The organism is Flavobacterium johnsoniae, assembly GCF_001879205.1.
Taxonomy (GTDB): Bacteria; Bacteroidota; Bacteroidia; order Flavobacteriales; family Flavobacteriaceae; genus Flavobacterium; species Flavobacterium johnsoniae_A.
Window position 1 is genome coordinate 215,412 of sequence record NZ_MLFK01000013.1, and the last position, 21,139, is coordinate 236,550.

18 protein-coding genes are annotated in these 21,139 nt (G+C 35.7%); 13 read left to right on the forward strand and 5 right to left on the reverse strand.

All coding sequences use genetic code 11. The annotated features are described in order from the left end of the window. The first annotated feature begins 178 nt into the window (after nucleotides 1–178). Nucleotides 179–3,844, forward strand: coding sequence for a phosphoribosylformylglycinamidine synthase (gene purL, locus BKM63_RS22965; protein WP_071638903.1), 3,666 nt, complete (start codon nucleotides 179–181; stop codon nucleotides 3,842–3,844). Between the two features lie 208 nt (nucleotides 3,845–4,052). Here the strand turns inward: purL and hypE are convergent, their stop codons facing one another. From hypE to BKM63_RS22985, 4 genes are read right to left on the reverse strand one after another with little or no spacing between them, the layout of a single operon-like run. Next, a complete protein-coding gene (hypE, locus tag BKM63_RS22970; protein WP_071638904.1) occupies nucleotides 4,053–5,063 on the reverse strand; it encodes a hydrogenase expression/formation protein HypE in 1,011 nt (336 codons plus the stop codon). Nucleotides 5,064–5,072: 9 nt separating this feature from the next. Then, the gene (locus tag BKM63_RS22975) at nucleotides 5,073–5,309 is read right to left on the reverse strand and encodes a HypC/HybG/HupF family hydrogenase formation chaperone (protein WP_071638905.1); all 237 of its coding nucleotides are present in this window, start codon (nucleotides 5,307–5,309) and stop codon (nucleotides 5,073–5,075) included. A gap of 3 nt (nucleotides 5,310–5,312) precedes the next feature. Beyond that, nucleotides 5,313–6,182, reverse strand: coding sequence for a hydrogenase nickel incorporation protein HypB (hypB, locus tag BKM63_RS22980; RefSeq protein ID WP_071638906.1), 870 nt, complete (start codon nucleotides 6,180–6,182; stop codon nucleotides 5,313–5,315). Between the two features lie 7 nt (nucleotides 6,183–6,189). Next, nucleotides 6,190–6,531, reverse strand: coding sequence for a hydrogenase maturation nickel metallochaperone HypA (locus BKM63_RS22985; protein WP_071638907.1), 342 nt, complete (start codon nucleotides 6,529–6,531; stop codon nucleotides 6,190–6,192). Nucleotides 6,532–6,714: 183 nt separating this feature from the next. On the opposite strand from BKM63_RS22985, the gene BKM63_RS22990 reads away from it, so the two are divergent. From BKM63_RS22990 to BKM63_RS23030, 9 genes are read left to right on the forward strand one after another with little or no spacing between them, the layout of a single operon-like run. After that, nucleotides 6,715–7,842, forward strand: a complete 1,128-nt coding sequence (locus BKM63_RS22990) for a hydrogenase small subunit (RefSeq protein ID WP_071638908.1) — start codon at nucleotides 6,715–6,717, stop codon at nucleotides 7,840–7,842. Nucleotides 7,843–7,860: 18 nt separating this feature from the next. Beyond that, nucleotides 7,861–9,597: a nickel-dependent hydrogenase large subunit gene (locus BKM63_RS22995; protein ID WP_071638909.1), complete on the forward strand. Its 1,737-nt coding sequence runs from the start codon at nucleotides 7,861–7,863 to the stop codon at nucleotides 9,595–9,597. Between the two features lie 10 nt (nucleotides 9,598–9,607). Next, complete coding sequence (gene cybH, locus BKM63_RS23000; protein ID WP_071638910.1) at nucleotides 9,608–10,369, forward strand: Ni/Fe-hydrogenase, b-type cytochrome subunit; 762 nt, start codon at nucleotides 9,608–9,610, stop codon at nucleotides 10,367–10,369. Between the two features lie 21 nt (nucleotides 10,370–10,390). Next, nucleotides 10,391–10,897 carry a HyaD/HybD family hydrogenase maturation endopeptidase gene (locus BKM63_RS23005; RefSeq protein WP_083572322.1) on the forward strand — a complete coding sequence of 169 codons (507 nt, stop codon included), beginning with the start codon at nucleotides 10,391–10,393 and terminating at the stop codon, nucleotides 10,895–10,897. Nucleotides 10,898–10,908: 11 nt separating this feature from the next. After that, nucleotides 10,909–11,487, forward strand: coding sequence for an acylphosphatase (locus BKM63_RS23010; RefSeq protein ID WP_071638911.1), 579 nt, complete (start codon nucleotides 10,909–10,911; stop codon nucleotides 11,485–11,487). After that, nucleotides 11,384–13,183: a Sua5/YciO/YrdC/YwlC family protein gene (locus BKM63_RS23015; protein WP_071638912.1), complete on the forward strand. Its 1,800-nt coding sequence runs from the start codon at nucleotides 11,384–11,386 to the stop codon at nucleotides 13,181–13,183. Before BKM63_RS23010 ends, BKM63_RS23015 begins: the two co-directional genes overlap by 104 nt. A 3-nt stretch (nucleotides 13,184–13,186) precedes the next feature. Further along, entirely contained in the window at nucleotides 13,187–13,813 is a 627-nt protein-coding gene (locus tag BKM63_RS23020) for an FKBP-type peptidyl-prolyl cis-trans isomerase (protein WP_071638913.1), read from the forward strand. 2 nt (nucleotides 13,814–13,815) lie between these two features. Then, a complete protein-coding gene (gene hypD / locus BKM63_RS23025) occupies nucleotides 13,816–14,892 on the forward strand; it encodes a hydrogenase formation protein HypD (protein WP_071638914.1) in 1,077 nt (358 codons plus the stop codon). 8 nt (nucleotides 14,893–14,900) lie between these two features. Next, complete coding sequence (locus BKM63_RS23030; RefSeq protein WP_071638915.1) at nucleotides 14,901–15,617, forward strand: sulfite exporter TauE/SafE family protein; 717 nt, start codon at nucleotides 14,901–14,903, stop codon at nucleotides 15,615–15,617. A 64-nt stretch (nucleotides 15,618–15,681) separates the two neighbouring features. Here the strand turns inward: BKM63_RS23030 and BKM63_RS23035 are convergent, their stop codons facing one another. Continuing rightward, nucleotides 15,682–15,966 (reverse strand): hypothetical protein, encoded by a 285-nt coding sequence (locus BKM63_RS23035; protein WP_123907111.1) that lies wholly within the window; start codon nucleotides 15,964–15,966, stop codon nucleotides 15,682–15,684. 319 nt (nucleotides 15,967–16,285) lie between these two features. Here BKM63_RS23035 and BKM63_RS23040 point away from each other — a divergent pair, with 319 nt between their 5' ends. From BKM63_RS23040 to BKM63_RS23050, 3 genes are all read left to right on the forward strand, one after another. Next, nucleotides 16,286–18,607 (forward strand): TonB-dependent receptor domain-containing protein, encoded by a 2,322-nt coding sequence (locus tag BKM63_RS23040; RefSeq protein ID WP_242661219.1) that lies wholly within the window; start codon nucleotides 16,286–16,288, stop codon nucleotides 18,605–18,607. A gap of 141 nt (nucleotides 18,608–18,748) precedes the next feature. Continuing rightward, on the forward strand, nucleotides 18,749–19,180 hold the full coding sequence (locus BKM63_RS23045; protein ID WP_071638918.1) for a hypothetical protein: 432 nt from the start codon (nucleotides 18,749–18,751) through the stop codon (nucleotides 19,178–19,180). Nucleotides 19,181–19,359: 179 nt separating this feature from the next. Then, a complete protein-coding gene (locus tag BKM63_RS23050) occupies nucleotides 19,360–21,138 on the forward strand; it encodes an AMP-dependent synthetase/ligase (protein ID WP_071638919.1) in 1,779 nt (592 codons plus the stop codon). Nucleotide 21,139 lies beyond the last annotated feature (1 nt).

The window sequence follows — 21,139 nt, forward strand, 5'->3', positions numbered from 1 at the left end:
ATTTTTTCTCCTTGATATTATTAAAAGATTATGGGATTAATCCAAAATAGCCGCATTCTTAATTTTTAACTTAATTTCGAATCAATTTCATTTTTTTCAAAAGAGTTTGTTATCAAATTTGCGCTTACTATTATTTTAAACTAAATTTGCAGCTCAATACAACAAACTACACATCACAATGATCCATTTCTTTGAAAACCAAAGCAAAACTGTTTTTGCCGTACAAACGCAAAACGAAATTTCAGCTCAAGACATTTCAAAATTAAACTGGCTTTTTGCCGAGTCGAATAAGATCGAAAAATCCGCACTGACGGATTTTTTTGTTGGTCCCCGCGCCACTATGATCACACCTTGGAGTACAAATGCTGTAGAAATTACTCAAAATATGGGTATTCCGGGCATTATCAGAATTGAAGAATTTCATCCGGCAACGGAAGATTTCAGTGATTTTGATCCGATGCTTTATCAGAAATTCAATCAATTAGATCAGGAAATTTTCACGATAAACATTCAGCCGGAACCAATTCTAGAAATTGATGATATCGCAACTTACAATAAAGTTGAAGGTTTGGCTTTAAGCCAGGAAGAAGTAGATTACTTAGATAATCTTGCAGTAAAACTAGGAAGAAAATTAACCGATTCTGAAATTTTTGCTTTCTCTCAGGCGAACTCAGAGCACTGCCGCCACAAAATTTTCAACGGAACTTTTGTAATTGACGGCGAAGAAAAAGAAACTTCTCTTTTTAAATTAATCAAAAAAACATCACAGGAAAATCCTAACGATATTGTGTCTGCTTACAAAGACAACGTTGCTTTTGTAAAAGGACCAAAAGTGCAGCAATTTGCACCAAAATCTGCCGACAAACCTGATTTTTACGAAATAAAAGAATTTGATTCTGTTATCTCATTAAAAGCAGAAACACATAATTTCCCAACAACAGTTGAGCCTTTTAACGGAGCTGCAACGGGTTCAGGAGGAGAAATTCGTGACCGTTTAGCGGGTGGACAAGGTTCTTTGCCATTAGCCGGAACTGCAGTTTATATGACCTCATATTCTCGTTTGAAAGATGACAGAAAATGGGAAAATGCTGTTGAAGAAAGAAAATGGTTGTACCAAACTCCAATGGATATTTTGATCAAAGCTTCAAACGGAGCTTCTGATTTTGGAAATAAATTTGGACAACCGCTTATTACAGGTTCTGTTTTAACTTTTGAACACTCAGAAAACGACCGCAAAATTGGTTACGATAAAGTAATCATGCAGGCGGGTGGAATTGGTTACGGAAAACTAAATCAGTCAATTAAACAAAAACCACAAGAAGGCGATAAAATCGTAATTCTTGGAGGAGAAAATTATAGAATCGGGATGGGTGGTGCTGCAGTTTCTTCTGCAGATACCGGAGCTTTTGGTTCAGGAATCGAGTTAAATGCAATTCAGCGTTCAAATCCTGAAATGCAAAAACGTGCTGCTAATGCCATTCGTGGTTTAGTAGAAAGCGACAACAACCCAATTGTTTCTATTCACGATCACGGAGCGGGCGGACACTTAAACTGCCTTTCTGAATTGGTGGAAGAAACGGGAGGTTTGATCGATTTAGACAAATTACCTGTTGGAGACCCTACACTTTCTGCAAAAGAAATTATTGGTAACGAATCTCAGGAAAGAATGGGATTGGTTATTGGTCAAAAAGATATAGATACGTTACAAAGAATTGCCGACAGAGAGCGTTCGCCAATGTATCAGGTTGGAGATGTAACGGGAGATCACCGTTTTACTTTCCAATCGCAGTCAAATGGTTCCAAACCGATGGATTATGCTTTAGAAGATTTCTTCGGAAGTTCTCCTAAAACGGTTATGACAGATAAAACGATTGATAGAAAATATGCTGCTGTAGCTTATGACAAAGCAGATTTCGAAAAATATTTACAAGATGTTTTACGCTTAGAAGCAGTTGCTTCAAAAGACTGGTTAACTAATAAAGTTGACCGTTGTGTGGGCGGAAAAGTAGCCAAACAACAAAATGCAGGACCATTGCAATTACCATTGAATAATGTTGGGGTTATGGCTCTGGATTATTTAGGTAAAGAAGGAATTGCGACTTCTATCGGCCACGCTCCTATTGCAGCCTTGATTGATCCGGTTGCAGGTTCTAGAAATGCAATTGCAGAATCTTTATCAAACATTATCTGGGCACCGATTAAAGACGGATTGAAAGGAATTTCATTATCTGCAAACTGGATGTGGGCTTGTAAAAACGAAGGTGAAGACGCTCGTTTATACGCTGCTGTTGAAGGTTGTTCAGATTTTGCAATCGAATTGGGAATCAATATTCCGACTGGAAAAGATTCACTTTCGATGAAACAAAAATATCCAAACGACGAAGTAATCGCTCCGGGAACGGTTATTATTTCGGCTGGAGGAAACTGTACTGACATTAGAAAAGTAGTTGAACCAGTTTTACAAAAAGACGGAGATTCTATTTATTATATCAATTTGTCTCAGGATGATTTCAAATTAGGAGGTTCGTCTTTTGCACAAATTAGAAACACAATCGGAAACGAAACGTCTACAATTAAAGACGCTTCTTTCTTCAAAAATGCATTTAATACAATCCAGGAATTAATCGGTGAAGACCAAATTTTAGCCGGTCACGATATCGGAAGCGGTGGTTTAATTACTACACTTTTAGAGTTGTGTTTTGCTGATGTGAATTTGGGAGCAAAAATTGATTTCAGCGCTTTCGCAGAAAAAGACTTATTGAAAATTCTTTTCGCTGAAAACATCGGAATTGTTTTCCAGGCAAAATCAGATGCAGCTGTTGAAGCTAAATTAAAAGCTAGCAATATCGAATTCTTCAAAATAGGTTCGGCAACAGCAAATGAGACTTTAGACCTTGGTTCCGAAGCTTCGGAATGGACTTTAGACATTAAAAAGTACAGAGATATCTGGTTTGAAACTTCGTATTTATTAGATCAAAAACAATCTAAAAACGGAAGAGCTCAGGCACGTTTTGAAAACTATAAAAATCAGGTTTTAAATTATACTTTCCCTGCACATTTCACAGGAAAGAAACCTGAAATCGACAATTCTAAACCAAGACCAAAAGCAGCTATTATCCGCGAAAAAGGAAGTAATTCTGAGCGTGAAATGGCAAATGCTATGTACTTGGCTGGTTTTGATGTAAAAGATGTTCACATGACCGATTTAATTTCTGGTCGTGAAACTTTAGAAGATATTCAGTTCATCGGAGCTGTTGGAGGATTCTCTAACTCAGATGTTTTAGGTTCTGCCAAAGGATGGGCCGGTGCTTTCTTATACAACGAAAAAGCAAAAACAGCTTTGGATAATTTCTTTAAAAGAGAAGATACTTTATCTGTTGGAATCTGTAACGGATGCCAGCTGTTCATGGAATTGGAAGTTATTAATCCGGAGCACGAAGTTCACGGAAAAATGCTTCATAACGAAAGCCAGAAACACGAAAGTATCTTTACTTCTGTAAAAGTTCAGGAAAACAATTCGGTTATGTTATCGACTTTGGCTGGAAGTACTTTAGGAGTTTGGGTTTCTCACGGAGAAGGTAAATTCAAATTGCCTTATCCAGAAGACCAATACAACATCGTTTCTAAATATGCTTACGAAGGTTATCCTGCAAACCCTAACGGTTCTGATTACAACACCGCAATGATGTGTGATAAAACAGGAAGACATTTGGTTATGATGCCTCATATTGAGCGTTCAACTTTCCAATGGAACTGGGCTCATTATCCAAAAGACAGAAACGACGAAGTTTCGCCTTGGCATGAAGCTTTTGTTAATGCCAGAAAATGGATTGAGGAAAACTAAGAAATATATTTTACTAAAAGCGCCCGATAAATTCGGGCGCTTTTTTTGTTATTTTTCGCCACGAATTTCACGAATTTTCACGAATTATTATTTGCAATTTTAAAAAATAGCCACAGATTAAAGGATTAAAATGATTTTAATGTTTGCTAATTGCAAACAATAAAAAAACAATTCGTGAAATTCGTGGCGAAAAAACTGTTATTAAATATTAACAAATTCTCGGTAACTGTTCTCCAACTAAAGGATTCACCACTCTTTTACCTCCAAAACTACTTTCTATAATTATTTTAGATGGATGTTCATTAGTAACAAAACCGATAGCTGACGCATTTGGATTTACTTTCTTTAAAATTGCCAGAACCTCATCTTTAATTTCAGGAGCTGCAAGACAGACAAAAATCCCCTCATTAGCCACATATAACGGATCTAACCCTAATAATTCACAAGCGCTTTTTACCTGATTTTCGACTTTTATATCATCTTCAAAAAGTGAAATCCCTAAATTGATTTCAGTTGTAATTTCATGCAGTACAGAAGCCAGTCCGCCACGGGTTGCATCTCTTAAAAAATGAATTTTATCGCCAAATCGTTCAATTAAATCCAGAACAATATGATTTAAATTTGTGGTATCGCTTAGAATATCGCTTTCAAATTCTAAACCTTCACGCTCAGACATAATTGCCATTCCGTGAGAAGCAATTGCTCCGTTAATGATTATTACATCATTCTCTTTGATATTTTGAGTTTTGATATTGGCTTTTTCATGCAGAATTCCAATCCCCGAAGTGTTGATGTAAATTTGATCACCTTTTCCTCTTTCTACAACTTTAGTATCTCCCGTAACAATTTGAACATTTGCTTTGTCTGCAGCTGTTTTTACAGATCCAATGATTTGTGTAAACTCTTCTAAACCAAAACCTTCTTCGATAATTAAAGAAAGAGAAAGGTATTTTGGCACCGCACCGCACATCGAAAGATCATTTACGGTTCCGTTTACGGCAAGTTCGCCTATGTTTCCTCCTTTAAAAAACACAGGAGAAATTACATAACTATCTGTAGAAAAAGCCAAATTCCCCTGCAGATTTAAAAAGGCACCATCGTGACGAACTTCTAAAATATCATTTTTTAATACTTTAAAAATTACGTCATTAAGCAATTTAGTCATATGTTCACCGCCACTTCCATGGTGTAGATGAATCACTTCAGATTTTTTGTTCATCTCTTAAAATTAAATCTCTTCGCCCATTTGTTTTAAAACTTCCATCGTTCTTTTGGCTTCGGCTTCATCAATAATTCCGATTGCCGCACCTACGTGAACCAAAAGATAATCGCCAACTTCTGCCTCTGGAACTAGCGCTAAATTGACTTCTTTAATAATTCCTTCAAAAGAAACATTTCCAATTCTAAAGGTTTCATCAAGCTCAATCGTAACTTTTTCAAGTCGTCCGGGAACTGCTAAACACATAAATTATTTTTTTATTGATTGTGCCAAATAATCGTACCAAGCCTGCAAACCTTCTCCCGATGTTGTCGAGACTTCAAAAAAGGTTAAATGTGGATTTACTTTTTTAGCGTATTCTTTTAGTTTTTCTAAATCAAATTTCAGGTAAGGCAGTAAATCTATTTTGTTTATAATACACACTTGCGATCCATAAAACATGTCTGGATATTTTAAAGGTTTATCTTCACCTTCCGTTACAGATATAATGACAACTCGCTGTAATTCTCCCAAATCAAACATTGCGGGGCAAACAAGGTTCCCAACATTTTCAATCATTAAAATTGAATCGGGAACAGGTTTTAATTCTTTTACCGCTCTCGATATCATTTCGCTGTCCAGATGACATCCTTTTCCGGTGTTGATCTGAATTACCGGGACATTTAGTTTATGAATTCTATCGGCGTCATTTGTTGTCTGCTGGTCTCCTTCAATCACAGAAAAAGCTATTTTATCTTTTAAATCAGCAATTGTTCTTTCTAATAAAGATGTTTTTCCGGAACCCGGCGAACTCACCATATTAATTGAAAAGATATTCAAAGCTTCAAAAAAGCCTCTGTTTCGCTCTGCTGTAAGCTGGTTTTTGTATAAAATATCTTTTTCCAACTGTACGATATTTACTTCGTGTGAATGTTCATGGTGATGATGATGGTCGTGATGGTGATCATGATCGTCGTGGTCGTGGTCATGATCGTGGTGATGGTCATGACGATGATCTTCATGATCGTGATGGTGAAAATGGCCAAAATGAGAGTGAGAATGCGAATGAGAATGTTTATCTCCTATTTTGGTAAATCTTATTTCATTTTCATCAGAACTACAACCGCAGGTGGTACACATAACTAACTTATTTAATTATTATTTTTTTTATTTTTAATTCTTTACCCGCTATAATTTCTTTAAACGGACTATTACAATTGGGACAGCTGTCAAAACTTTTATCAATCTGAAATTTAGTTTCACATTCGGCACATTGAGCCTTTCCAATTGGTTCTTCAATAAATAATTTTACATCACTTAGAGCACTTCCTTCAATGCATTGCGGCCAGACAAAATAAAAGGAATCCATCTCTACTCCTGATAATTTTCCTATTTCCAAGTAAAGCTCTAAGGCTTTTTTGCCATTAATCTTATTTACTTCCTGCTGAACGATTTTTACAATTGAAGTAACTACTGAAAGTTCGTGCATTGCGATTCTATTTCTAAAAAATATTTAACCTGGCAAATTACCTTAAAAAAAAAAGAAGTAAAAACTGACAATTATCACGTTTCGATTTTAAAGGTTTAAATAATTTTGCATTTCGTAAAATCAAAAAATTGATATCTATTTATTTCATTTTCAAATAAAAAGCTTCTTAAAAATATAACCAGTATGGAAGATAAAGACAAAATTCCTGAAACCTATTATAACAGTATCGAAAGACAAGGTTACAGCAGGAGAGATTTTTTAAAATTTGTTGCGTACATAGGCGCGTATATGGGTGTGCAAAGCTCAGCAATTGGCCAGATTACTAAAGCTCTGGAAACTACACCACGTTTACCTGTAATCTGGGAGCATTTTCAGGAATGCACCTGCTGCAGTGAATCTTTTATTCGTTCTGACCATCCTATTGTGGCCGATATCATTTTAGATAAAATCTCTTTAGATTATACTCTAACCTTAATGGCTGCATCTGGTCATCAGGCAGAAGCAGCCAAAAAAGCAACAATGGACAAATACAAAGGAGAATACATTCTTTGTGTAGAAGGTTCGATTCCGATGGGAGCTGACGGAAATTATTGCTGTATTGGAGGAAGAAGCGCTTTGGATATTCTTAAAGAATCGGCCGCCGGAGCAAAAGCTATTATTGCGTGGGGAAGCTGTGCAACATCAGGCTGTGTACAGGCGGCAAAACCAAACCCGACAGGAGCAGTGCCAATTCATAAAATTATTACTGATAAACCTATTATTAATGTTCCGGGCTGCCCGCCAATTGGCGAGGTTATGGCTGGAATTATTGTGCATGTAGTAGCATTTGGGAAATTACCTGAACTAGACAGCGCAGGACGTCCGAAAGCTTTTTACTCTAAGAGAGTTCATGACAGCTGTTACCGCAGACCGTATTTTGATGCCGGTTTATTTGCAGAAAACTTTGATGATGAAAATGCAAAAAAAGGGTATTGCTTATATAAAGTGGGCTGTAAAGGACCAAGTACTTATAACGCCTGCGGTAATATGAAATGGAATGGCGGTGTAAGTTACCCAATTCAGTCAGGACATGGATGTATTGGCTGCAGTGCCAATGATTTCTGGGACGCAGGAAGTTTTTACTCCAGAGATGCGGCAATAACTCCTGGTAATATTGAAGCAAATGCAGATACGCTGGGTAAAATTGCCCTTGGAGGTGTGGCCGCCGGTATTGGGGTACACGCAGTTCTTTCGAATATATCAAAAAGAAAAGAACTCAACCATAGAATTAATCAGGGAACTGAAAACGAAAAACACTTAGAGGATTTATAATCTATAAAAAAATACAGAATGGCAGAGAGAATAGTTGTAGACCCAATTACAAGAATAGAAGGACATCTTAGAGCCGAAGTAGAAATTTCAGACGGCACGATAAAAGAGGCATTCCTTTCTTCTACAATGGTTAGAGGTTTGGAGAATATTGTTAAAGACAGAAATCCGAAAGACGTCTGGGCATTTGTGCAGAGAACTTGCGGTGTTTGTACATCAACACACGCAACAGCATCTATACGATCGGTAGAAGATGCGCTCGGAATTGTGGTGCCGCCAAATGCTGAAATTGTCAGAAACATCATGTTGGGCGCTTTGTATCTGCACGATCACGTTGTTCATTTTTATCACCTGCATGCTTTTGACTGGGTTGATGTTTTAAGCGGCTTAAATGCTGATCCTGCAAAAACTTCTCAATTGGCACAATCTATTTCAAATTGGCCAAAAAGCTCACCGGGATACTTTTCTGATCTGCAAAAAAGACTTAAAAAGTTTGTCGCCAGTGGTCAATTAGGAATTTTTGCTAATGGTTATTGGGGACATCCACAAATGAAATTACCGCCAGAAGCTAATTTAATGGCAACAGCACATTATTTGGAAGCACTGGAATGGCAGAAAGAAATTGTAAAAGTTCACGCTATTTTTGGAGGTAAAAATCCGCATCCTAATTTTTTAGTGGGCGGTATGGCCTGCTCTATTAATCTTGATGACGCAAGCGGACTAAATGCAGAAAGGCTGGCATTTGTAAGACAGTTATTAGAAGATGGTAAACGCTTTGTAGAACAGGTTTATCTTCCGGATGTTCTTACTATTGCGGGGTATTATAAAGATTGGGGCGCTATTGGTGGTTTCCATAATTTTATGACTTTTGGAGATTTTCCAACTCAGGGATATAATAATACAAACAACAATACCTTCAAATTTCCTGCAGGAGTTATTCTAAACAAGGATTTAACAAAAGTTCACGATTTAGATCTAAGAGATTTAAAAACTGTAGAAGAATATGTAAACAATTCATGGTACGATTATGAAGGAGACGGAAACTCCGGAAGACAGCCATGGAGCGGTGAAACCAAAATTAACTACACCGGACCAAAACCTCCTTACACACATTTAAATGTAGACGAAAAATACAGTTTTATTAAAACACCAAGATGGAAAGGACACGCTATGGAAGTGGGGCCGCTGGCCAGAATGCTTGTAGGATATGCATCAGGAAGAGAGGAATTTAAAGAAATTATCGATTCTGCTTTGTCAAAACTGCAAGTTCCTGCCGGTGCTTTATTTTCTACGTTAGGAAGAACTGCTGCGAGAGCTTTAGAATCACAGTTAGTTGCCAACTGGAACCTTGAATTTTTTGACAACCTAATTGAAAACATCAAAAAAGGTGATACTAAAATGGCCAATACCGAAAAATGGGAAACTTCAACCTGGCCAAAAGAATCACAAGGTGTGGGACTTGTAGAAGCACCACGCGGGGCATTAAGCCACTGGATTGTTATAAAAGATGCGAAAGTAGCAAACTATCAGCAAGTGGTTCCTTCAACATGGAATGCTTCTCCGAGAGATCCAAAAGGCCAGAAATCGCCTTATGAAAGCAGTTTACTGCATACACCTGTTGCTAATCCTGAACTGCCATTAGAAATCATTAGAACGATACATTCATTTGATCCCTGCATTGCGTGCGCAGTGCATTTATATGATGAAAAAGGTGAAATCATAAAGGCTGTAAACGATATTTCTATTTGTACTATTTAAATATTACAATATGTCAACAAAAACTAACGATTATAAAAGAGCTTACATCTGGCAGTTACCCATTCGAATTTTTCATTGGGTAAATGCCTGGGCTATCACTGGACTTGTCGCAACCGGATTTATTATCGGCAATCCGCCTGGTATTATTTCTACTAAAGAAGCAACAGATCAATTTTGGCTTGGGTACATTCGCGAAATTCATTTTTTATGCGCTTATCTCTTAGTTGCTGTCATGATTTTGAGGGTATATTTTGCTTTTAAAGGAAATAAATATGCCAATTGGCGAGTATTCTTACCCTTCAAAAAAGAAGGTTTTAAAAGAATGTGGCACGTAATTAAATATGATATTTTCCTCCAAAACGAAGAAACAAACGGCTCTCCTACTGGCGCTGTTGGCCATAATAGTGTTGCGGCCGCTTCGTATTTGGTTATGTTTATCATGGGACTTATCATGATTGGAACCGGATTTGCCATGTACGCTCCTACTTCGACCTGGTTTTTCCCGAAAATGTTTGGCTGGGTTACCAATTTATGCGGAGGTGATTTTAACGTAAGAACGATTCATCATTTTACAACCTGGACTTTTATTCTGTTTGCGATAGTTCATATTTACTTAGTGTTTTTTCATGATTGGTTAGAAGGTTTGGGAGAAACATCGGCAATGGTCAGCGGCTACAAATTTGTTCGAAGAGAAAGAATTAGACAAGACGAGGATACAGTACTAAAAAAAGAAACCCCAGAAACCAAAACCAAAACTTCGGTTTTAGAATAAATTTCATAAAGATAAATTGACATGCAAGAAGAAGTTATGACAAGAGAACTGGATGCCTTTCATTCTGATGGGAATGAAATTCTGGTACTTGGAATTGGTAATTATTTAATGGGAGATGAAGGTGTTGGCGTTCAATTTATAAACCGAATTGATAAAAGCAAGTTTCCTGAAGGTATTTCCTTTATTGACGGCGGAACCGGAGGTTTTACTTTAATTCCCTATATAGAAAATCATAAAAAAGTAATCATCGTCGATGCTACAATGGATGGTAAAGAAGAAGGAACTATTACACTCCTTAAACCAAGATTTTCAGACGATTTCCCAATTTCACTGAGCGGACATAATTTTGGACTTAAAGACATGGTCGATATTTTGTCTATGATGGATACCATGCCCGAAATTTATTTGTACACCATTACCATTTCAAAAATGGAACCTATGTGCATGACTCTTTCTTCAAAAGTAGATGCTGCGATCGAAAAAGTAACGACCCAAATTTTGCAGCAAATAGAAAAAATTAAAAATTAATAATTGTTTCCTTGAACCCTTCATTTCAAATAATAATATTAGGCAGTGTACAAGGTGTTGGTTTTCGGCCTTTTGTATACAATTTAGCCATCAAATTCAATTTAAGAGGTTATGTCTCTAATAATGAATCTGGTGTTGTTATCATCGTTCAGGAAAATGAAAAAACTGCGGCCGCATTTTTAAATGAGTTAAAAAGGAAACATCCTAAAAATGCAAAAATAAATTCCATCCAGATTTCTGAGGTTGCAATTGAAGAAAAATTTGATTCCTTCTTTATAAAACCAACAGCGAAAAACATTTCCGTTAATTCACCTTTAACTCCTGATTTTGGAATATGTAAAAATTGCAAGGAAGAAATCCTAGATCCGGAAAATCCTCGTTATTATTATCCTTTTATAAGCTGTACTTCATGCGGACCCCGATATGCAATTGCAAAAAAATTTCCTTTTGAAAGAGAAAACACAAGCATGAACGCACTTAAAATGTGTGATAACTGTCTGGAAGAATATCATAATCCGAAAGACATACGTTTTCATTCGCAAACCAATTCCTGTACTAAACTGCGGCGTTCAAATTACATTTACAGATAATAATGGCATTGCTATTCCCGGCAGCAATAAGGAAATTTTTGAGGCTGTTTCAGAAAAATTAAATGAGGGAAAAATAATTGCCGTTAAAAACACAGCCGGTTATTTACTGCTTTGCGATGCCACAAATTCGAATGCAGTTTTAGAATTAAGAAACAGAAAAAAACGTTTAACAAAACCTTTTGCAGTTTTATTTAACGACACCAAACAAATTGAAAACTATTTATTCTGTCATAAAACAGAAAAGAATCTTCTTAAATCGGCTCAGGCTCCAATTGTAATTTTACCTCTAAAAAAACAATTAGATTTAGCTGTTGAGCAGATCGCTCCAAACATGAAAACTATTGGAGCAATGTTACCCAATTCTGGAATGCTGTATCTGATTTCAACTTCATTTCATAAACCATTAATTGCAACCAGCGGAAATTTCAATGGCTCATCTATTTTTTCTGATGAAAATGAAGCTGTAAAAACCCTTAACCCAATAGCCGATTATTATTTGCACCATGATTTAGAGATTCAAAACTCTCAGGATGATTCGGTTATCAGGTTTTCCAGAAAAAATAAGCAAAAAATTATTCTAAGACATGCCAGAGGTTTTGCTCCTAATCTTGATTTTTCATTTTTAGAAAATTCTTCAGAAAAATTACTATGTCTTGGTGCAGCTTTGAAAAATACGGTTACCATAACGCCAAATCATCAGGTATATATGAGCGAATATATTGGTAACTTGTTAAATTATGACACTTATAAAAGGTTTGAAAAAAAAATAGAAAATTACCAGCGTTTTTTTGATTTCTCTCCTAAAACAATCATCTGCGACCAGCATCCAAATTACGAAAACAATAAAATAGTTAATGCTTTTACAACCCAGGATAAAACTGTAAAAACAATTAAAATCCAGCACCACGAAGCTCATTTTGCTGCAATTTTAAGCGAAAAAAAACTTTGGAAAAAATCTAAAATATTAGGTGTTATATGGGACGGCGCAGGATTTGGAAGTGAGAAAGAAATATATGGCGGTGAATTTTTTGAATACAATTACAACCTTATAAACCGAATTGGACATCTCGAATATTTTTCATGGATTCTAGGAGATCAAATGGCCCAAAACCCGAAAATTTCGGCACTTTCAATTAGCAAAAATAATGGCTATTTCCATACTTTTTTCAATAAAAATGAGCTTAAGATTTATACGAAACATATCAAAAATAGTTCTGTTAAAACTTCTTCAATAGGAAGACTAATTGATGCCGTTGCTTTTACTCTTGGATTTGACAAGCCTATTTTATTTGAAGGCGAAGCGGCCATTTATCTGGAAAATCTGGCACAGCAAGCTTTTAATAAATCAAATGTAAAAGTAAAAGATTATCTAAAAGATGAAAAAGCAGGCACTGTTATTCCCGTCAAAAAACTTTTATTACAGATTATTAAAGCCGTTAAAAATCAGGTAGAACCAGAAATTGCTGCTTTAAATTTTCATTACACTTTGGTGAAATGCATCGAAAGAGCTGCCAGTTTATCAAAATCCAAAGAAATTGCTTTTAGCGGCGGCGTTTTTCAGAATTCAGTTCTTGTTGATTTGATTATTGACCATCTAAAACCAAAATACAAATTACACTTTCACGAAATGCTTTCGCCAAATGACGAAAATATCTCTTTTGGACAACTCAATCATTATTTACATCTAAAAAATTAAACTATGGATATTCTGGAATTATTAGGGCACATTGGTAAAACCGAAGAAAAAGATAAAATTTCATATTCGGCTGGAGTTGTAATGGCTTTGAGCTTAAAGGATATTGGCTTTGATGAAATTAAATATGAAGATTATATTGACGGAATGAAATCTGTTTTTGAGAAATCTGCAGAAAAAATTTCGCCTAAGCGTTCTATTGAAATATTTAACAATTATGTCGCGCTTCTTCAGGAAGAATTAAAAGTTAAAAATGCCGAAACAGGAAAAGTCTTTTTAGAAAAAAATGCTGAAAAAGAAGGAGTTGTTACGCTTTCGAGCGGTTTACAATATGAAGTTTTAGTGGAAGGAAACGGAAATATACCTAAAATTACAGATACTGTAAATGTTTTGTATGAAGGTTATCTGCTGAACAAAAACGTATTTGATTCTACCAAAGAGACCGGTCCTCAAAAAATGCGTGTTTTACAAACTTTAACCGGCTGGCAGGAAGCTTTGCAATTAATGCCGGAAGGTTCCCGCTGGAAAGTTTATATTCCGCATGATTTAGCATACGGTCCTATTGGTGCACTGCCCATGATTCAGCCCAATTCTACTCTGGTTTTCATTATTGAACTTTTAAATATTGTTTAAAAATGAAATATCTGTCTGAATATCGAAATCCCGAACTGGTTAAACATTATATACATGAAATCCATAAGATAACCACTCGTCAATGGAACATTATGGAGATTTGCGGGGGCCAGACTCATTCATTAGTCAAAAACGGATTATTAGATTTATTACCACAAAACATCCGAATGATTCATGGACCAGGCTGTCCCGTTTGTGTTACTCCAATTTCCTTAATTGATAAAGCGGTCGAATTAATGAAGCAAGGGGTAATCATGTGTTCATTTGGGGACATGATTCGGGTTCCGGGATCGTCGCATAGTTTATTGCAGGCCAAAGCTGAAGGCGGTGAACTACGAATTTTATATTCGCCTTTAGAAGCTGTAAATATAGCCTCAAAAAATCCGGATAAAGAAGTAGTTTTTTTCGCAGTAGGGTTTGAAACTACTGCTCCCAGCAATGCTTTGGCAGTAATTTATGCACAAAAACTGGGGTTGACTAATTTCAGTTTACTGGTTTCGCATGTATTAGTTCCGCCTGCGATGGAAGCCATTTTATCAGATAAATTTTGTACCATAAATGCTTTTTTAGGTGCGGGACATGTTTGTACGATTGTGGGTCTGGAAGAATATTATCCTCTTGCTGAAAAATATAAAATTCCGATTGTAGTTTCCGGATTTGAACCTGCAGATATGGTTCAGGCTATTTATCATGCCGTTTTGCAATTGGAACAAGGAAAACATGAGGTAGAAAACCAATATACCAGACTGGTAAAAGAAGAAGGAAATATAAAAGCAAAGGAAGTTGTAAACACCGTTTTTACAATAGGAACGCAGGAATGGCGAGGAATAGGTGCAATTGAAAACAGCGGACTCGTATTAAGAGAAAGCTATAAGATGTATGATGCAAATTCTAAATTTTCAATACAAACTTGTACTGTTAAAACAGAAGAACTATGTATAGCCGGCCAGATCCTAACCGGAAATAAAAAGCCAAATCAATGTCCGGAATTCGGAAAAAGATGCAAACCTTCTAATCCTTTAGGAGCGCCAATGGTTTCTTCTGAAGGAGCTTGTGCTGCTTATTTCAATTATTTATAAGATATAAAATGATTCGATTACTAATAACAGTTTACGCCGGACTCGAGCATGCTTTTGAGGCAGATCATTTATTGGCTGTTAATAATCTTGTTACAAACAGAAGCAAAATAAAAGATGCTCTTAAAGACGGAATGTTCTGGGGAATAGGTCATACTTCTACAATTTTTATTGTTGGAGTGATTATGATTGGTTTTAAAATTTCGATTAGCGAAAATATCTTTAGTTATCTTGAAGCTGTTGTTGGATTGATGCTGGTAATTTTAGGAACCATTCGATTGTTTAAATTATTGTATAAAAAAACACACTCGCATACTTATTATCACAGTCACCCGCATACGCACAGCAATGGGGTTACTCACACACACATGCATGCGCATACTTACACCCATTCGCACCCTATCGCTGGTTTTAAGCATAAACATTACGATGGAACCGCAAATTATAAAACTGCTTTTGGCGTTGGTTTAGTGCACGGACTCGCGGGAAGCGGTTCATTGGTTATTTTGGTTATTTCGCAAATAAAAACACCATTAGAAGGATTATTATATATTTTAATTTTCGGAATCGGGTCGATTCTGGGCATGTTTATAGCATCTGGACTGTTTAGTATTCCTTTTACAAAAAGCATTCTCAAATCTCAAAAACTGCAATACAGTTTAATCATTGTTTCTTCGGTAATCTGTATTGTATATGGGTTTAATATCATTTACACCAATTTGTTTTAGACCATAAGTTTAAATTAATTTAAAAAAAAATGCCTCGACGCTATCCCTAAGCCGAGGCATTTTTTTAATTTCTAAAAGCTGTGGCAATACCTGTTATGACATTTGAAGCTCCAAAAGCAAACAGGCCCGAAGCAACTGCATTTTGACCTGCAAAAAATTGATTTTCTGCAATAGCATTGCTAAAGAATAAGCCGCCGGCTGCGCCTGCAATTAGTCCGATACCAATAAGGGTAACGGTCCACCAGGGCTCCGGATCCGGCGGTGGAGGCGGATTTTTCCAAAAACGTTTCCACCAGCCTGGGTATTTGGTTCCGCACCATCCCATTGCTAAAAATAAAGCAGTTTCCATAATTTCATGATTTGATTTGTGCCTACTCGTTTGCTTTTCGGCTTACGCATTTAATTGGAGTAAAATTATGCCGTATTTAATCTGAAATTATAAGGTAAACTACTGTTTTTGAAAGGGGAAAAACCCTGTTTTTTTTCTTTATTAACCATCCTCTAATTTAGACATAAGACTAACTTAATGATATCTTAAGGTGGTTTTCAAAACTTCATTTACCGGGATAAATATCTTTGCCCCCATGAAAAAATTGTTCCAAAAATCAGTCTCCATTATTCTTTTATTTGCTGTAAACCAGTTTTCGTTCGGTCAAAAAATTTCTTCAATGAAAGGAACAGTTACTGACGGAAAACTTCCTGTCGAATTTGTTGATGTTATTTTAAAAAATGCCAACGACTCAACAAAAACGGCTAATTATACTGTAACGGATGCATCAGGAAATTTCTCTTTAGAAAATATAGCCGAAGGACAATATAAGCTGTATTTTAAACTGATTGGTTTTAAAACTATTATTAAAAAGATTCAATTTACCGGTTCTCCTGTTTCTGCTGGAACTATTGTTTTACAGAATGATACTAATTTATTGAATACAGTGGTGGTTAATTCTCAAAAGAAACAGATTCAGAAAACAGACGAAGGATTTATTTTTAATGCGGCTTCTAGTATTTCGCAATCCGGAGGTACAGCCACAGATATGCTGAAAAATATTCCAACTGTTGCCGTGGATGCTGAAGGAAGTATTACTTTAAGAGGAAAATCGCCTTTGATATTGATTAACGGAAAAAACTCTGCCATAACCAATATGGACCAAATTGCGGCAAGCAGCATTGAGAGTATCGAAATAATCAGCAGTCCCACCGCTAAATACGATGCCAATGCAGAAAGCGGTATCATTAATATTAAACTAAAAAAAAATAATCAAAGCGGTATGAATGGTGCTATGGCTTTAGGAAGCGGTTTTGGTGCTAAAGAAAGAATCAACAGTTCGGTTCTTTTGAATCATAAAACAGAAAAATGGAATTTTGGTTTGGGATATGATAACCGATTTGCCGGAAGAACAAAAAAAATAAAAGCAGACAGAACCAATTATTTTATTGATGATGAACATTTAATTCAACAAAACAGAAGTGATCAGCGAACTGAAGGTTTGCAAAATTTAAAACTGAATATTGATTTTTCACCTAATGAAAGAAACAGTTTTTCATTTGAAGCATTGGGAAATACAGAAAGTCAGGACAATGATGAAACTTTATTTACTCAGGTTAATACAAGTACAAACAGCTTTTTTTCTAATACCAGAAGACATTCTTTAGAACTGGAACGTTCAAAAGCGGGTGAACTGGCATTTAATTATGATAGGAAATTTTCTGATGATCGAAAAAACTTAAACGCAAGTCTTACATCATCATTCAACAAACATAAAGAAAACACTAATATTGACACCTATAATTACGATGAATATCAGCAGCAAATCAACGATGCTTCCCTGCAGCGCACACATAATTATGAACATGAAAATATATCCAATGCGATTTTAAATTATACCTTTCCTGCCGCTGAGAAATCAATTGTAGAAACCGGTTACAAAGGAACTTTTCGCTTTTTTAATTCTGATTTCGAAAGTTCCGATAAGGTTAACGGCGAATATGTAATTAATCCGCTTTCGAGCAATTCCTTTGATTTCAATGAACAAATAAATGCGGTTTACGGATTACTAAATTCTTTTATAGGAGAAAAAGAAAACCCCAAATGGAAATACAATTTAGGGCTGCGTGCAGAAAATGTTTCTAACACAGGAGCAACAAAAAATAATAGAGATCGATTTAACAATGATTATCTAAAACTTTTTCCGTCAGCATCATTGCAGTGGAATTTGGCATCAAATGAATTCGTGAAAATTGGATACAGTAAACGTATCAATCGCCCGGATTTAGATGATCTGAATCCGTTTATTGATATTACGGATGCTTTGAATCCACATGGAGGTAATCCGTATTTAAAACCTGAAATTATTCATATTGCCGAAATCAGTTATTTAAAAAACTGGTCTGCATATTCTTTTTCAGCCAATGCTTTTTACAGAAATGCTGCCGATGCCATCAGGCAATATGCAGAACTGTATGATAACGGAGTAATATTACTGCAGCCAAGAAATATCGGAACTACTGTAACGTATGGTTTGGAAACTATTTTTAGTTTAAAACCAATTAGTTTCTACGATGCAAACATCAGTTTAACGGCTTTCCAGCAAAACATCAACGCTTCAAATTTAGCTCAGGATGTTGTGAGTAGTGCTTTCAGCTTGTACGGAAAAATCATTAATAATTTTGTTCCCTGGAAAGGCGGTAAACTGCAGCTTATAGGTAATTACAATTCGGCACTGGCAACACCGCAGGGAAAAAGGATTCCTATTTATAATATAGATATGGGTTTTCAGCAAAAACTCGGAAAAGGAAATGCACGTTTGGGGTTGGTTGTAACCGATGTATTTAACACCCTCAAAAGTGGATACAAAAACAATACTTTATTATTTAGCAGCAACAGAACAAACAAATCTGATACACGCGCTTTAATGGTTACGTTTGCCTATACTTTTAAATCCGATTTTAAAGAAAAAATGCTCGAAAATCAGTTTTCTACAGAATAAATTGCCTTAAAAAATCAAAAATTCAAAAAATAGCATTCTTGTATTTCAGATTTATTTTTCTATCAAAATTTAAACTATATTCGCCATGAAAATCTGCCGCTGATTTTCCCTAAACGCCAAAAACTTTTAAACCTACATAGAATGAAATCTGTACATTTATTACTTATTGCTATATTTTTTGTTACTGCCAAATCATACTCCCAAGTTGAAGTAAATCAAATCACACACAATTCTAAAGATCGTTATATTACCACTACAATTGGTTTTCCGGTTCCGGGAACTTATGCCCCGATTGGACAAAAAGAGCCTATTACGGTATTAAATCCAGACGGAACTGGATCTATTCAGGCAGATGATCTTACAAAGAAAAAAATCAATTGGGGAATTGAATGCACAGAAGAAGGTGTACCGGTTTTTAAAGAAGGTTTCAATAGTAAATCGTATACTTTTTGGTACAGACCAAATGACAGCAATGAATGGTATTACTCTCAATTCTCTATTCATTTTGCCAAGAAAAAAATGTTCTTAATGGGCGAAAGAGTAAAAGCTTACGAAGATTATAACGTGCAATAATCTTTTAAAAAAGTACATCCAAATTAAATATTTCTCGATTTTTAGGAAAATTTACTACAAAAAAGAAAACGTTTTCGTTGATTTTTAATAGTCTCTATAAATTTTCCCATAAATTTCGATAAAATAAAAAATCATACCTTATTTTTATTTAATTTGCAGTAAAATTCAATATATTAAACATGGTTTCAATCACACGCCTTTTTGATTTTCCCTATTATCAACAAGAAACATATAACCTTCCAGTTGCTCTTGCAACCAAAAAAAATGGAGTCTGGGAAAAAACATCCAGCCAGGAATATATTGCAAAAGCAAATGCCGTTTCGAGAGCATTATTGCGCATGGGTGTTCAAAAAGATGATAAGATTGCTTTAATCAGCTCAAATAACCGCAGCGAATGGAATATAATGGACATTGGTATTTTACAAACCGGTGCGCAGAATGTTCCTATTTATCCAACCATTGCAGAAGAAGATTACGAATATATCCTAAACCATAGCGGCAGTATTTATTGTTTTGTTTCTGATGACGAAGTTTTACAAAAAGTAAATGCCATTAAAGCCAATGTACCTTCATTGAAAGAAGTATATTCTTTTAATGAAATTGAAGGCTGCAAACACTGGACAGATTTATTAATTTTAGGCGAAGATGAAAGCAACCAAAGCGAAGTTGAAGCCAGAAAAGACAGCATTAAAACGGATGATTTAGCCACGATTATCTATACTTCCGGAACTACAGGAAGACCAAAAGGGGTTATGCTTTCGCATCAAAACATTGTTTCGAATGTTTTAGACAGCGCACCAAGAATTCCGTTTGACCCGGGAAAAAGTACAGCATTGAGCTTCCTGCCAATCTGCCATATTTTTGAAAGAATGATTTTGTACATCTATCAATATTATGGGGTTTCGGTTTATTTTGGAGAATCTATCGATAAAATCAGTGATAACTTAAAAGAAGTCCGCCCTACTGTTATTACTGCAGTGCCAAGGCTTTTAGAAAAAGTTTACGATAAAATTTATGCAAAGGGTTCTGAATTAACAGGCATCAAGAAAAAACTATTTTTCTGGGCTATCGATCTGGGGTTAAGATATGAGCCTTACGGAGCAAATGGCTTTTGGTATGAATTTCAGTTAAAAATTGCCCGCAAACTAATTTTCAGTAAGTGGAAAGAAGGTTTGGGCGGCAACTTAGATTTAATGGTTTCCGGAAGCGCTGCATTACAGCCTCGCTTAACAAGAGTTTTTGCAGCAGCAGAAATTCCGGTAATGGAAGGTTACGGTTTAACTGAAACATCTCCGGTAATTGCCGTAAATGATCAAAGGAACAGAGGATTTAAAATTGGTACTGTTGGAAAACCAATCCGTAATCTGGAAGTAAAAATTGCCGAAGACGGAGAAATTTTATTAAAAGGCCCGAACGTAATGTTAGGCTATTATAAAGACCCTGAAAAAACTGCTGAAGCTGTAATTGATGGTTATTTTCATACAGGAGACATTGGAGAAATTGACAGTGAAGGTTTCTTAAAAATTACGGATCGTAAAAAAGAAATGTTCAAAACTTCCGGCGGTAAATATATTGCACCGCAGATGATCGAAAATGCCATGAAACAATCTCGTTTTATTGAGCAGATTATGGTTATTGGTGAAGGCGAAAAAATGCCGGGTGCATTTATTCAGCCAAACTTTGAATTCGTAAAAGAATGGGCAAAAATCCATAAAATTAATCTAGGAAGTTCTGATGCAGAAATCAGCGCCAATCCAGATGTTATTAAACGTATCGATGAAGAAGTAGAAAGCATCAACAAAAAATTTGGACACTGGGAACAGGTAAAACGTTTTGAACTTACACCAGATGTTTGGTCTATTGATGGCGGACAACTTACTCCTACGCTGAAATTGAAACGTAAAATTATTAAAGAAATTTATAAAGATCTTTACTCTAAAATATACGGGAACAATTAAT